At 70.7% G+C, this 13143-nt stretch carries 12 protein-coding genes; 8 read left to right on the forward strand and 4 right to left on the reverse strand.

What is annotated here, in order from left to right:
- Nucleotides 1-42 precede the first annotated feature (42 nt).
- A complete protein-coding gene (locus GQQ93_RS05790) occupies nt 43-1773 on the forward strand; it encodes a glycerol-3-phosphate dehydrogenase/oxidase (RefSeq protein ID WP_212277258.1) in 1731 nt (576 codons plus the stop codon).
- A gap of 70 nt (nt 1774-1843) precedes the next feature.
- Complete coding sequence (locus tag GQQ93_RS05795) at nt 1844-2668, forward strand: SURF1 family protein (RefSeq protein ID WP_246192104.1); 825 nt, start codon at nt 1844-1846, stop codon at nt 2666-2668.
- Nucleotides 2669-2752: 84 nt separating this feature from the next.
- Here the strand turns inward: GQQ93_RS05795 and GQQ93_RS05800 are convergent, their stop codons facing one another.
- Nucleotides 2753-3184, reverse strand: a complete 432-nt coding sequence (locus GQQ93_RS05800) for a VOC family protein (protein WP_246192106.1) — start codon at nt 3182-3184, stop codon at nt 2753-2755.
- 68 nt (nt 3185-3252) lie between these two features.
- On the opposite strand from GQQ93_RS05800, the gene GQQ93_RS05805 reads away from it, so the two are divergent.
- Genes GQQ93_RS05805 through guaA form a run of 3 tightly spaced genes read left to right on the forward strand, consistent with a single transcriptional unit; the run spans nt 3253 to nt 5945 of the window.
- Complete coding sequence (locus GQQ93_RS05805; protein WP_157423264.1) at nt 3253-3849, forward strand: TetR/AcrR family transcriptional regulator; 597 nt, start codon at nt 3253-3255, stop codon at nt 3847-3849.
- A 9-nt stretch (nt 3850-3858) separates the two neighbouring features.
- On the forward strand, nt 3859-4362 hold the full coding sequence (locus GQQ93_RS05810; protein ID WP_157423265.1) for a DUF3817 domain-containing protein: 504 nt from the start codon (nt 3859-3861) through the stop codon (nt 4360-4362).
- A complete protein-coding gene (gene guaA, locus GQQ93_RS05815) occupies nt 4362-5945 on the forward strand; it encodes a glutamine-hydrolyzing GMP synthase (protein ID WP_157423266.1) in 1584 nt (527 codons plus the stop codon). The genes GQQ93_RS05810 and guaA overlap by 1 nt, the downstream gene beginning before the upstream one ends.
- A gap of 126 nt (nt 5946-6071) precedes the next feature.
- On the opposite strand, the gene GQQ93_RS05820 is transcribed toward guaA, so the two are convergent.
- Together GQQ93_RS05820 and GQQ93_RS05825 are read right to left on the reverse strand one after the other, a co-directional pair.
- Nucleotides 6072-7019: an L-lactate dehydrogenase gene (locus tag GQQ93_RS05820; protein ID WP_157423267.1), complete on the reverse strand. Its 948-nt coding sequence runs from the start codon at nt 7017-7019 to the stop codon at nt 6072-6074.
- A 138-nt stretch (nt 7020-7157) separates the two neighbouring features.
- On the reverse strand, nt 7158-7973 hold the full coding sequence (locus GQQ93_RS05825) for a Bax inhibitor-1/YccA family protein (protein WP_157423268.1): 816 nt from the start codon (nt 7971-7973) through the stop codon (nt 7158-7160).
- A gap of 169 nt (nt 7974-8142) precedes the next feature.
- Here GQQ93_RS05825 and GQQ93_RS05830 point away from each other — a divergent pair, with 169 nt between their 5' ends.
- From GQQ93_RS05830 to GQQ93_RS05840, 3 genes are all read left to right on the forward strand, one after another.
- On the forward strand, nt 8143-9198 hold the full coding sequence (locus tag GQQ93_RS05830) for a glycerophosphodiester phosphodiesterase family protein (RefSeq protein WP_157423269.1): 1056 nt from the start codon (nt 8143-8145) through the stop codon (nt 9196-9198).
- Nucleotides 9199-9310: 112 nt separating this feature from the next.
- Entirely contained in the window at nt 9311-11800 is a 2490-nt protein-coding gene (locus tag GQQ93_RS05835; protein WP_212277259.1) for an ATP-dependent helicase, read from the forward strand.
- Nucleotides 11797-12366 carry an NUDIX domain-containing protein gene (locus GQQ93_RS05840; protein WP_157423271.1) on the forward strand — a complete coding sequence of 190 codons (570 nt, stop codon included), beginning with the start codon at nt 11797-11799 and terminating at the stop codon, nt 12364-12366. Before GQQ93_RS05835 ends, GQQ93_RS05840 begins: the two co-directional genes overlap by 4 nt.
- Nucleotides 12367-12402: 36 nt before the next feature.
- Here the strand turns inward: GQQ93_RS05840 and GQQ93_RS05845 are convergent, their stop codons facing one another.
- Complete coding sequence (locus tag GQQ93_RS05845) at nt 12403-13125, reverse strand: VIT1/CCC1 transporter family protein (protein ID WP_157423272.1); 723 nt, start codon at nt 13123-13125, stop codon at nt 12403-12405.
- Nucleotides 13126-13143 lie beyond the last annotated feature (18 nt).

Raw genomic sequence — 13143 nt, forward strand, 5'->3', positions numbered from 1 at the left:
TCACGCGGCCCAGCCACGAGGCCGCGGGGATGGGGTGGCACGATGGCTCGGAACAAGTCGGTGACGCGTTCGCAGAAGCTCGGACCCGAGGAGCGCGCGGCCGCGATCGCCCGGCTCAAGGAGAAAGAGCTCGACATCCTCGTCGTGGGCGGCGGCATCGTCGGCACGGGTGCCGCGCTCGACGCCGTCACCCGCGGGCTCTCGACCGGGCTCCTCGAGGCCCGAGACTGGGCCTCGGGCACCTCGAGCCGTTCGTCGAAACTCGTGCACGGCGGCATCCGCTATCTCGAGCAGCTCGACTTCCGTCTCGTGCGCGAGGCGCTCATCGAACGAGGACTCCTCCTGCAGCGCATCGCGCCGCACCTCGTGAAGCCGGTCCGATTCCTGTACCCGCTGCAGAAGCGCGTCATCGAGCGCTGCTACGTGGGCGCCGGCATGCTGCTGTACGACATCTTCAGCTACACGGGCGGCCGGCCTCCGGGCGTGCCGCACCACCGGCACCTCTCGAAGCGGCAGGTGCAGCGGGCCATCCCCTCGCTCGCCCCGAACGCGCTCGTCGGCGGTCTCACGTACTACGACGCCCAGGTCGACGACGCCCGCTACGTGGCATCCCTCGCGCGGACCGCGAGCTTCTACGGCGCCCACGTCGCGACCCGCGTGAAGGTCGACGGCTTCATCAAGGTGGGGGAGCGCGTCGTGGGAGTGACCGCGCACGACCTCGAGACCGACGAGCACTTCGAGGTGCGCGCGAAGCAGGTCGTGAACGCCACGGGCGTCTGGACCGACGACACGCAGCGCATGGTCGGCGAACGCGGCACCTTCAAGGTGCGGGCGTCGAAGGGCATCCACCTCGTCGTGCCGCGCGACCGGATCCAGTCGGCGATGGGCATGATCTTCCGCACCGAGAAGAGCGTGCTGTTCGTGATCCCGTGGGGCCGTCACTGGCTCATCGGCACGACCGACACCGACTGGAACCTCGACAAGGCGCACCCGGCGGCGACCGCCGCCGACATCGACTACCTGCTCGAGCACGTCAACCGGGTGCTCTCCATCCCGCTCACCCGCGAAGACGTCGAGGGCGTGTACGCGGGGCTCCGCCCGCTGCTCGCCGGCGAGAGCGACCAGACCTCGAAGCTCTCGCGAGAGCACCTCGTGGCGCACACCGTGCCGGGGCTCGTCGTCATCGCCGGCGGCAAGTGGACGACGTACCGGGTGATGGCCAAGGACGCGATCGACGCGGCCGTCGACGCCCTCGACGGCCGCGTCCCGCCGTCGACGACGCAGGACATCCCCCTGCTCGGCGCCGAGGGCTACCAGGCGGCGTGGAACAAGCGCGGCAAGATCGCGCGGGCCTTCGACGTGCACAAGGTGCGTATCGAGCACCTGCTGAACCGGTACGGCACGATGACCGACGAGCTGCTCGACCTGATCCGCAGCGACCCGAAGCTCGGCGAACCACTGCCGGGTGCCGACGACTACCTCGCCGCCGAGGTCGTCTACGCGGCCTCGCACGAGGGCGCGCTGCACCTCGACGACGTGCTCGCCCGGCGCACCCGCATCTCGATCGAGGCGTGGGACCGCGGGGTCTCGGCCGCGCCGGTCGCGGCGAAGCTGATGGGCGAGGTGCTCGGCTGGGACGCGGCGCGCGAGACGCTCGAGGTCGAACGCTACCTCCAGCGCGTCGCCGCCGAACGGGCCTCGCAGGAGCAGCCTGACGACGAGTCGGCCGACCGGGTGCGGCTCGAGGCGCCCGACATCGTCGAGGTCGACTGAGCGCCCGCGCTGCGAGAGCCCCGCTGGGGCCGAGGGCACGCACAGGTGGGGCCGGGTAGGCTTGTCCATCGTGTCAACCGAGTCCCGGCGCGCCACCCTGCGCATGATGGTCCGTCCGCGCTGGGTGCTCGCGCTCGTCGCCGCACTCGGGACCGCCGCCGCGTTCGCAGTGCTCGGACAGTGGCAGCTCGAACGGGCCGTCGAACAGGCCGAGGTGGTCGAGCATCCGACCGAGGAGCTCAGGGCGTTCGCGGGTGTCGCTGAGCCCGGCGCTCCGACCGCGCAGGCCGTGACCGGGCAGAAGGTCGAGGTCGCCGGGGCATTCGTGCCGGGCGACACCGTGCTGGTCGCCGATCGCCGCAACGACGGCACCTCGGGCTATTGGGTGGTCGCGCATCTCGAAGTGGCGGATGCCCCGGAGGGAGGCCTGCCGGTCGCGCTCGGCTGGGCGCCCGATGCGCAGGTGGCGCAGGCCGCGGCCGATCGCTTCGACGCCGCGATCGATCCCGAAGAGAGGGTGGCGATCGTGGGTCGCTTCCTGCCGAGTGAAGCACCGGTCGCCCCCGCCGACGACGAAGACCCGTTCCTCATGCGATCGGTCGCGGTCGCGCAGCTCGTGAACGTCTGGGCCGATTACGACGACCGCCCGGTGTACTTCGGGTATGTGACCGCAGCCGAGCCGGTCGAGGGTCTCGAGGTCATCTACTCGCCGCCGCCCCAGCAGAACACCGAGCTCAACTGGCTGAACATCTTCTACGCGGTCGAGTGGGTCGTGTTCGCCGGCTTCGCGATCTATCTCTGGTACCGGCTCGTGCGCGACGCCGTCGAGCGCGAGCGGGAGGAAGCGGCGGAGGCCGAGGCCGCCGCCGGACGCGCACCCGTCGACGCCGGCTGATCCCGAGCGAATCGGCCGCCCGAACCGGCCGGACCGCAGCCGCGCGCCCGAACCGGCCGGTTCGCAGCCGCGCGCCCGCTCGGCTCAGCGGCCGAACGCAGCTGCGAACTCGGGAGCGGGCTCGATCTCGGTGATCACGTCGACGAGCACGCCGCCCGGGTCTCGCACGATCACGTGACGCTGCCCGAAGGCCTCGCTGCGCAGCGCCTGCACGGTCGGCACTCCGGCGGCATCGAGTCGTGCAGCGAGCGCGTCGACGTCGTCGACCTCGAGGTTCACGAGCATGCCGCGGGCGGCTTCGCCGTACCCGGCGGGGATCGACTCGTGGCCGGCGTCGAGCAGCGCGAGCTCGTGCCCGCGGTCGGGGTGGCGGAGGCTCACGTACCAGTCGGCCTCGAAGACGGTCGTGAAGCCGAAGTGCTCGCGGTAGAAGTTCGCGCTCGCGGAGACATCCGCGGTGCAGAGGACGGGGTAGCAGCCGGTGAGCATGATCTCTTCTCCTTCGTCATGATGCATACAGACTGTATGTATCTATTCATAGCCTGATCGACGTACAGTGTGTACGTCAAGCAAAGGAGGGCCGCATGGCGACGAAGGCGGAGCAGCGCGAACGCACCCGTGCCGAGATCGTGCGAGTCGCGACCGCGCGCTTCGCCGAGCACGGCTACGCGGGCGTCGCGCTCGACGACCTGATGGCCGAGGCCGGGCTCACGCGGGGCGCGCTCTACCACCACTTCGGCAGCAAGCAGGGGCTGTTCCAGGCCGTCGTCGAGCAGGCGCAGCGCGGGGTCGCGACGGCGGTCGAGCTCGCATCGAGCGGGCACGACGACGTGCTCGCCGACTTCCTCGCGGGCTGCCGCGCCTTCCTCGAGGCGAGCCTCGCCCCCGAGGTGCGCCGGATCCTGCTCATCGAGGGCCCGGCCGTGCTCGGCTGGGGCGAGTGGCGCGAGGGCGACCTCGACACGAGCGTGCGACTGCTCGACGAGGGAGTCGCCGAGCTCGCCGCCGCGGGGCTCATCGCCGGGCGTTCGCTCGACACCGTCTCGACCATGCTCTCGGGCGCCCTCAACGAGGTCGCGATCGCGAACGCCGCCTCGTCCGACCCGGCCCGCGGCATCGACGATGCGGTCGAGACGCTCGGCCGGTTCCTGCTGGGTCTGCGCCCAGCCGTGGCCACGTAGACTGTACGCATGCCCCTCGAGCCGAAATCCGCCGATCTGCCGCGCATTCGCGGGGCGCTGAAGTTCTACAAGGTCGCCTCGGTGATCACGGGCGTCATGCTGCTGCTGCTCTGCGCCGAGATGCTGCTGAAGTACGTGTGGCACCTCGAGCTCTTCGCATTCGGCCCCAACGGCGTCCTCAGCTTCGAGCCGGTCATCGAGACGGCGGCCGGCCTCGAATCGACGGGCAGCGGGGTGAATCTCTCCACCGGCATCCTCATCGCCCACGGCTGGTTCTACGTCGTGTACCTCTTCAGCGACTTCCGGCTCTGGAGCCTCATGCGCTGGCACTTCGGCCGGTTCATCCTGATCGCGCTCGGCGGCATCATCCCCTTCCTCTCGTTCTTCCTCGAGGTCCGCGTCGCGCGTGAGGTGACCGCGTACCTCGACCGCCGCGAATCCGCAGAGGCGGCCGCCGCGAGCGCCGCCCCCGAGGCATCCGAAACCACCCCCGACTCCGTGGAGGCCCAGTAGTGACCGACCAGCAGACCGAGCAGCGGCCCGTTCTCGTCGTCGACTTCGGCGCGCAGTACGCGCAGCTGATCGCACGGCGAGTGCGCGAGGCATCCGTCTATTCCGAGATCGTGCCGCACACGATCACGGCCGACGAGGTGCGCGCGAAGAACCCCATCGGCATCGTGCTCTCGGGCGGGCCGTCGTCGGTCTATGAAGAGGGTGCGCCCCGCCTCGACGAGGCCGTCCTCGAGCTCGGCGTGCCGACCCTCGGCATCTGCTACGGCTTCCAGGTGATGGCCCAGCACTTCGGCGGCGAGGTCGCGCACACCGGCCAGCGCGAGTACGGTGCCACCGAGGCGAGCGTCGTGGATGCCTCGGGCAACGCACTCCTCGTCGAGCAGCCCGCCGCGCAGACCGTCTGGATGAGCCACGGCGACTCGGTCTCGCGCGCGCCCGAGGGCTTCGAGGTGCTCGCCTCGACCGCCTCGACCCCCGTCGCCGCCTTCGCGAACGACGAGCGCAAGCTCTACGGCGTGCAGTGGCACCCCGAGGTGAAGCACTCGCCGTTCGGCCAGGGCATCATCGAGAACTTCCTGCACCGCGCCGCCGGCATCCCCGCTGACTGGAACCCGGGCAACGTCATCGCCGAGCAGGTCGCCCGAATCCGCGAGCAGGTCGGCTCGGCCCGCGTCATCTCGGCGCTCTCGGGCGGCGTCGACTCGGCCGTCTCGACGGCGCTCGTGCAGCAGGCGGTCGGCGACCAGCTCACCGCCGTCTTCGTCGACCACGGCCTCCTCCGCAAGGGCGAGCGCGAGCAGGTGCAGAACGACTACGTCGCCGCGACTGGCGTGCGCCTCGTCACGATCGACGCCGAGGACACGTTCCTCGACGCGCTCGCCGGGGTGACCGACCCCGAGGAGAAGCGCAAGATCATCGGGCGCGAGTTCATCCGCGCGTTCGAGGCCGCCGAGCGCGACCTGCTCGCCGAGGCCGCCGCCGACGGCACGCCCATCAAGTTCCTCGTACAGGGCACGCTGTATCCCGACGTCGTCGAGTCGGGCGGTGGTTCGGGCACCGCGAACATCAAGAGCCACCACAACGTCGGCGGCCTTCCCGAAGACCTGCAGTTCGAGCTCGTCGAGCCGCTGCGCACCCTCTTCAAGGACGAGGTGCGCGCGATCGGCCGCGAGCTGGGCCTCCCCGAGGCGATCGTCGGCCGCCAGCCGTTCCCCGGCCCGGGACTCGGCATCCGCATCGTCGGCGAGGTCACCCGCGACCGGCTCGAGCTGCTGCGCGACGCCGACGCGATCGCACGCGAAGAGCTGAGCGCCGCCGGCCTCGACCAGGAGATCTGGCAGTGCCCGGTCGTGCTGCTCGCCGATGTGCGCTCGGTGGGCGTGCAGGGCGACGGCCGCACCTACGGCCACCCGATCGTGCTGCGTCCCGTCTCGTCGGAGGACGCGATGACCGCCGATTGGACCCGCCTGCCCTACGACGTGCTCGCGAAGATCTCGAACCGCATCACGAATGAGGTGCGCGAGGTCAACCGCGTCGTGCTCGACGTCACGTCGAAGCCGCCGGGGACGATCGAGTGGGAGTGATCCGCTCCTGATGTGCGCGAAGGGCGCCGGCCGTGTGGCCGGCGCCCTTCGGCGTACCCGGCGGCGGCATCGCAAGGCGACGCGCCGCCGGACGGCCCGCGCTGGAGCGGGAGGGCGCGCGGCGGCTCAGTAGCCGAGCGCCCCCGCGGCCGCGCGGATCGCGTCAGCCGAGGCGACGAGCTGCCCGCGCTCGCGCTCGGAGAGCGGCGTTCCGATGATCGGTCGCGCGCCCTCGCCGTCGACGACGCTCGGCAACGACAGGGCGACCCCCTCGAGCTCGGGAATCTCAGGCCCGTGCACCGTGCTCACGGGCAGCACTGCGTGTTCGTCGCGCAGCACGGCCTCGACGATGCGGGCACCCGTGAGCCCGATCGCGTAGTTGGTCGCGCCTTTGCCGCGGATCACGGTGTAGGCGGCATCGCGCACCTGGTGTGCGATGCCGTCGAGCGCGTCGGACGTGAAGCACTCGCCGCCCGCCCAGTCGAGGATCGGCACCGGGCCGATCCGGGCCTCCGACCACAGTGGGAACTCGGTGTCACCGTGCTCGCCGACGATGTTGGCGTGCACGCTCGAGGTCGAGACGCCCGCGCGCTCGGCGAGCAGCCAGCGCAGCCGCGAGGTGTCGAGCACCGTGCCCGAGCCGAACACCCGCTCGGGCGGCAGCCCCGTGATGCGCTGGGCGGCGACGGTGAGCACGTCGACCGGGTTGGTCACGAGGACGATCACGGCACCCGGTGCGCGCTCGAGGAGCGTTGGCATCAACTGCTCGAGGATCCCGACGTTCGTCGCCGCGAGGTCCATGCGGCTCTGGCCGGGCAGTTGCTTCGCGCCGGCGGTGACGACGATGACGTGCGAGCCCTCGACGACCGCCGGGTCGGCTCCGCCCGTGACCCGCGAGCGGGTGAACTGCGTGCCGTGGGCGAGGTCGAGCACCTCGGCCTCCACCTTCTCTGCGGCGATGTCGTAGAGCGCGACCTCGGCGGCCGACTCCCTGATGAGTGCGGCATAGGCGAGGCTCGACCCGACCGCACCGGCTCCGACGACCGTGAGCTTGCTGTTCTCGACGACTCCCACTCGCCCAGTCTGGCAGCAGTCGTGGACGGCCCCGCCCGGCCCGGACCGAAAGGCCCGCCCGAAACGACGAACGGCCGCCCGAGGGCGGCCGTTCTGGTCTCGATACGGCGCTGCGCGCCTACTCGACCGGCGAGGTGGCTAGTCGCGCGCGATCGCGAGCATGCGCAGGATCTCGAGGTAGAGCCAGATCACCGTGACCATGATGCCGAAGACGCCGGTCCACTCGTACTTCTTCGGAGCGCGGTTGCGCACGCCCTGCTGGATGAAGTCGAAGTCGAGCACGAGCGAGTAGGCCGCCATGATCACGACGAGCACGCCGAGGATGAGTCCGAACGGGATGCCGGTGCCGAAGAAGTCGGCTCCGCGCAGGCCCCACGGGTTGCTGTCGGCGCCGCCGAAGATCATGATGCCCATGTTGACGAGCGAGAACACGAGGTAGCCGACCATCGCGATGAGGAAGACCTTCGTCGCCTTCTTCGAGGCGCGGATCTTGCCCGAGGCGAACAGTGCGAGCGTGACGCCCACGACCACGAGCGTCGCGATGACGGCCTGGGCGACGATGCCGCCGCCGTACATCATCTCGTACCACGCCGAGATGCCGCCCACGAAGACGCCCTGCACGCCCGCGTAGGCGAGGATGAGGCCGGCCGAGGGCTCGCGCTTGAACGTGTTGACGAGGGCGAGCACGAAGCCGACGATGCCGGCTCCGATCCAGAGGAACGGCAGGCTCTCGACGGTCAGCCAGCCGATCGCGGCGCCGACGAGCAGCAGGCCGAAGCCGACGACCGACTTGCCGATCGTCGTCTCGACCGACATGGTCTCGCCCGCGGGCGGCGTCGTGGGCTGGTTGTACATCTCCTGCAGCTGCTGGGCCGAGAGGTCTTGCGCTGCGGCCACGGCTCCCTGCTGCGAGAAGGCGGAGTTCCGCGAGAATGCGGGATTGTCGAGAGCCATGGGTTCCTCTGCTTTCGGCTGTCGTCGGATGCGGGGGATCGGCGACCGGATGCGGCATCCGTGCCAGGTAACAAACCTACCCGAGTTCTTCGAGACAACGCCGTGAGTTCTCGCGGAATTCCGCGGCGCCGCACCTGCCGGCGAAGCGCGGCTGGCTACGCTGGGGCCCATGCAGCCCGACCTCGCCCGGCATCCGCTCGTGATCGGTCACCGCGGGGCGCCGGGATACCGCCCCGAGCACACGCGATCGGCGTACGAGCTCGCGTTCGCGCTCGGCGCCGACGCGGTCGAGCCCGACCTCGTCGCAACCCGCGACGGCGTGCTCGTGCTGCGGCACGAGAACGAGATCTCGGGCACTACGGATGTCGCGTCGCGACCCGAGTTCGCCGCCCGCCGTACGACCCGCGAGATCGACGGCAAGCCGCTCACCGGCTGGTTCACCGAGGACTTCACCTGGGCCGAGCTCGCGACCCTGCGGTCGCGCGAGCGGCTCGGATCGCTCAGACACGCGAGCGCGAGCTTCGACGGGCGCTACCCGATCATCCGTCTGCGCGAGCTCTTCGAACTCATCGACCGCGCGGCCGACGAGCAGCGGCGCATGCTGCGGATGGTGGCGGAGTTCAAGCACGCCGCGCATTTCGACGCGCTCGGGCTGCCCCTCGACGAGCTGTTCGCGGCCGAGCTCGGCGCCGCAGGATGGGGCTCGGGCGACGAGCGCCTGATCATGGAGGCGTTCGAGCCCACCCTGCTCGATCGGCTCGGGGTGCGCGGCATCCGCGGGCGCCGGGTGTTCCTCATCGAGAACTCGGGCTCGCCGTGGGACCTCGTGCTCGCCGCGGGGCGCCGCGCCCCGCGCTACGACGACTTCGTGACCGAGCGGGGCCTGCGCGGCCTCTCGGGCCGTTTCGACGGCGTGAGCGTCGGCACGCCGCGTCTCGTCGGCGCTCCGCCCGCGCGGTCGTCGGATGCCACGGGGTCGCCCCTGCGCGGAGCTGCCCTCGTGGAGGCGGCGCACGGCGCGGGGCTCGAGGTCTACACGTGGACCCTGCGCCCCGAGAACCGATTCCTCACGGCGAAGCGCCGACGTGGAACCACCCGGTCGGGTTACGGCGACTGGGCCGCCGAGTTCGCGGAGGTGCTCGCGACCGGCGTCGACGGCGTCTTCGTCGACCACCCCGATCTCGGCGTGGAGGCGCGGGCGGACTTCGCGCGGTCGGCCGAGTAGCGACGAAGAAGCATATCGGGGCCATCTGGGCGGCGTGGTCTCGATACGGCGCTGCGCGCCTCCTCGACCGACGGAGCTCATGTCGGGGGCCGCGCCTAGACTTGAAGGCGACATGACGCTGATCCTCGACCCCGACGACCCGGCCGGCTGGCGCGAGGCGCCCCCCGCACGCTCCGACGACCCCTCCGGCCCCGGTTCGCCCCTCACCGAGGGCCTGAACCCGCAGCAGCGCGAGGCGGTCGAGTATCGCGGCCCGGCGCTCCTGATCGTCGCGGGCGCCGGCTCGGGCAAGACCCGGGTGCTCACGCACCGCATCGCGCACCTCATCGAGATGCGCGATGCCTGGCCGAGCCAGATCCTCGCGATCACCTTCACGAACAAGGCCGCCGCCGAGATGCGCGAGCGCGTGCAGGCGCTGCTCGGCGACAGCGCGTCCGGCATGTGGATCTCGACGTTCCACTCGGCGTGCGTGCGCATCCTGCGCCGCGAGGCCGAGTCGCTCGGCCTCTCGTCGACGTTCACGATCTACGACTCGGCCGACCAGCGCACGATCCTGAAGCGCATCATCAAGGGACTCGACGCCGACACCATGGGCTTCACGCCTGCGAGCGCGCAGGCGAAGATCTCGAAGCTCAAGAACGAACTCGCCGACGTCGAGAGCCACGCACGCAACGCGAACATGAACGACCCGCAAGAGGTCATGTTCCTCGAGATCTTCCGGCAGTACACGCGGCGCCTGCGCGAGGCATCCGCCCTCGATTTCGACGACCTGATCGCCGAGACCGTCTACCTCTTCCGCGCCTTCCCGAAGGTCGCGGCGCTCTACCAGCGGCGGTTCCGGCACATCCTGGTCGACGAGTACCAAGACACGAACCACGCGCAGTACTCGCTCATCCGCGAGCTGACCCGACCGGTCGCGCCGGCGATCGTGTCAGAGCTCGACGAGCACGGCATCCTCGTGCGCGGCATGACCGACGCGACGGGGTCGATCCCCGGAGCGAGCCTCACCGTCGTCGGCGACTCCGACCAGTCGATCTACGCGTTCCGCGGCGCCGACATCCGCAACATCGTCGAGTTCGAGCGCGACTTCCCGGGCGCCAAGGTGGTGCTCCTCGAGCAGAACTACCGCTCGACCCAGAACATCCTCTCGGCGGCGAACGCGGTCATCTCGAACAACTTCGACCGCAAAGACAAGAAGCTCTGGACGGCCGACGGAGACGGCGAGCAGATCGTCGGCTACACCGGGTACACGGCGCACGACGAGGCCCAGTTCATCGCCGACGAGATCGAGTCGCTGCACCGCTCGGGCGTCGCCTACCGCGACATCGCCGTGTTCTACCGCACCAACGCGCAGACCCGTGCGCTCGAAGAGATCTTCGTGCGCTCGGCGCTGCCGTACCGCGTCGTCGGCGGCACGAAGTTCTACGAGCGCGCCGAGATCAAAGATGCGATGGCCTATCTCATCGCCGTCGCGAACCCGCTCGACGAGCTCGCGCTCCGACGCATCCTGAACACCCCCAAGCGCGGCATCGGGCCCGCCACCGAGACCACGATCGCGCAGTTCGCCGAGCAGAACGAACTGACGTTCCGTCAGGCGATGCGATCGGCCGGCGGGCTGGGGCTCGGGCCGAAGGTCACCGCGGCGATCTCCGCGCTCGCCGACGTGCTCGACGAGGCCGCGGCGATGCTCGTGCCCTCGCAGGCCGGCATCGACGCGGGCACGAACGAGGGAGCCTCGAAGATCTCCGAGGTGCTCGTGTTCCTGATGGAGCGCTCGGGGCTGCTCGACGCACTCCGCAACAGCCGCGACCCGCAAGACGAGACGCGCGCCGAGAACGTCGAAGAGCTCGTCGCCCAGACCCGCGACTTCGACCGCGAGAATCCCGGTGCGACGCTCGTCGACTTCCTCACCCAGGTCTCGCTCGTCGCCGCGGCCGACGAGCTCGACGACGCCTCGGGCACGGTCTCGCTGATGACCTTGCACACGGCCAAGGGGCTCGAATACCACGCCGTCTTCCTCACGGGCATCGAAGAGGGGCTGCTGCCGCACCAGATGTCGGCCTCCGAGCCCGGCGGTCCCGCCGAAGAGCGACGCCTTTTCTACGTCGGCATCACGCGTGCGCGCAAGCGCCTCTACCTCTCGCTCGCGATGAGCCGCGCCCAGTTCGGCGAGGTCGCGGTGGCGATGCCCTCGCGGTACCTCCAAGAGATCCCCGAGGGGCTCATCGACTGGCGCCAGTCGCCCGGCATGGCCACGAGCCGCGGCGGTTCGCAGCCGCGAGCGCTCAACGCCCGTCGCGGCTTCGGCCAGGGCGGGGCTGGCGGCGGCGCCTGGGGCACCCGCGACCGCGACCTCGAACGCTTCAGCGTCACCCGCTCCGAGAAGCCGAAGACCGAGTGGGCGAACAAGGTCACCGGCACCGTGCGCGACAACGGCGACCTCACCCTCGAGGCCGGCGACCGCATCCGGCACGCCGACTTCGGCGAGGGCAAGGTCACGCAGGTCACCGGTGAGGGCACCAAGCGCATCGCGCACGTCTCGTTCGACCGCGCCGGGCAGAAGAAGCTCCTCATCAAGATCGCGCCGATCGAGAAGCTGTGAACTGGCCGACGCGCGCTTCGCGCACCGTCTACGAGAACCGGTGGATCAGGGTGATCGAAGACGAGGTCGTGCGACCCGACGGCGAGACGGGCGTCTACGGCGTCGTCGAGATGGCGCACCCCGCCGCATTCGTGGTCGCGGTCACCGACGCCGACGAGGTGCTGCTCGTCACGATCGACCGTCACACGGTGGGCACTTCGATCGAGGTGCCGGCCGGTGGCACCGACGGAGAGGATCCGCTCGTCGCCGCGCAGCGCGAACTCGCCGAGGAGACCGGCTACGAGGCATCCGACTGGCGTGCGATCGGCCGCATGACGGCGCTCAACGGCATCGCCCGGGCGGTGGAGCACGTGTACCTCGCCACGGGGCTGCGCCGCCCCGGCGCGGCCGATGCGAGCAGCGGCCTCGAGGCCACGCACGCGGCCCGACTCGAAGAGGGCATCACCGCCGTGCGGGCGGTGCCGTGGCCCGAGGTCATGCGCATGGTGCGCGACGGCGAGATCGACGACGGCGAGACCGTCGCGGCGCTGATGTTCGCGGCGCTCGCGCTCGGGCACCTCGGCTGAGCGCGTCGGTCCCGCCGACTCAGCGGACTCGTCGACTCACACGACCCCGCCGAGCAGCCCGCCGATCACCCAGGTGACGACGAGCGCGAGCGCGCCGCCGACGACGACGCGCAGCACGGCACGGCCTCGTGGCGCCCCGCCGATCCAGGCCGAGAGCCAGCCGGTGATCGCGAGCGCCACGACCACCGCGAGGAAGGTCGTCGCGATGCGCCACTCGGGCGGCGGCAGGAGGATCGCGAGCATCGGCAGCACCGCGCCGACGAGGAACGACAGGGCGGATGCCCCGGCCGCATGCCACGGGTTGACCACGTCGTCTTCGGAGATGTGCAGCTCGGCCTCGAGGTGGGCGGCGAGCGCGTCGTGCGCGGTGAGCTCGCGGGCGACGCGGTCGGCCGTCTCCTCGCTCAATCCCTTCGCGCGGTAGATGCCGGCGAGCTCCGCGAGCTCCTGCTCGGGCATCTCGGCGAGCTCGCGCGTCTCCTTCGCGATGAGCGCCTGCTCGGTGTCGCGCTGGGTCGAGACCGAGACGTACTCGCCGAGGCCCATCGAGATGGCGCCCGCGACGACGGAGGCGACGCCGGCGACGAGGATCGCACCGAGATCGGTCGTGGCGGCGGCCACGCCGACGACGAGGGCGGCGACCGAGATGATGCCGTCGTTCGCGCCGAGCACGCCGGCGCGCAGCCAGTTGAGCTTCTCGTGCACCTTCACGTCGTGCGGGTCGGCGCCGTGCGCCGGCTCGGTCGTGGCATCCGTCATACCGGCAGTCTCGCAGCC

The sequence above is a fragment of the Agromyces lapidis genome, from assembly GCF_009749405.1.
Taxonomy (GTDB): domain Bacteria; phylum Actinomycetota; class Actinomycetes; order Actinomycetales; family Microbacteriaceae; genus Agromyces; species Agromyces lapidis.

What these genes read in the sequence shown, in the direction of transcription:
- GQQ93_RS05790 (WP_212277258.1), top strand. Translation starts at nt 43, where the DNA reads ATGGCTCGGAACAAGTCGGTGACGCGTTCGCAGAAGCTCGGACCCGAG.
- GQQ93_RS05800 (WP_246192106.1), bottom strand. Translation starts at nt 3,184, where the DNA reads ATGCATCATGACGAAGGAGAAGAGATCATGCTCACCGGCTGCTACCCC.
- GQQ93_RS05805 (WP_157423264.1), top strand. Translation starts at nt 3,253, where the DNA reads ATGGCGACGAAGGCGGAGCAGCGCGAACGCACCCGTGCCGAGATCGTG.
- GQQ93_RS05810 (WP_157423265.1), top strand. Translation starts at nt 3,859, where the DNA reads ATGCCCCTCGAGCCGAAATCCGCCGATCTGCCGCGCATTCGCGGGGCG.
- GQQ93_RS05825 (WP_157423268.1), bottom strand. Translation starts at nt 7,973, where the DNA reads ATGGCTCTCGACAATCCCGCATTCTCGCGGAACTCCGCCTTCTCGCAG.
- GQQ93_RS05830 (WP_157423269.1), top strand. Translation starts at nt 8,143, where the DNA reads ATGCAGCCCGACCTCGCCCGGCATCCGCTCGTGATCGGTCACCGCGGG.
- GQQ93_RS05835 (WP_212277259.1), top strand. Translation starts at nt 9,311, where the DNA reads ATGACGCTGATCCTCGACCCCGACGACCCGGCCGGCTGGCGCGAGGCG.
- GQQ93_RS05845 (WP_157423272.1), bottom strand. Translation starts at nt 13,125, where the DNA reads ATGACGGATGCCACGACCGAGCCGGCGCACGGCGCCGACCCGCACGAC.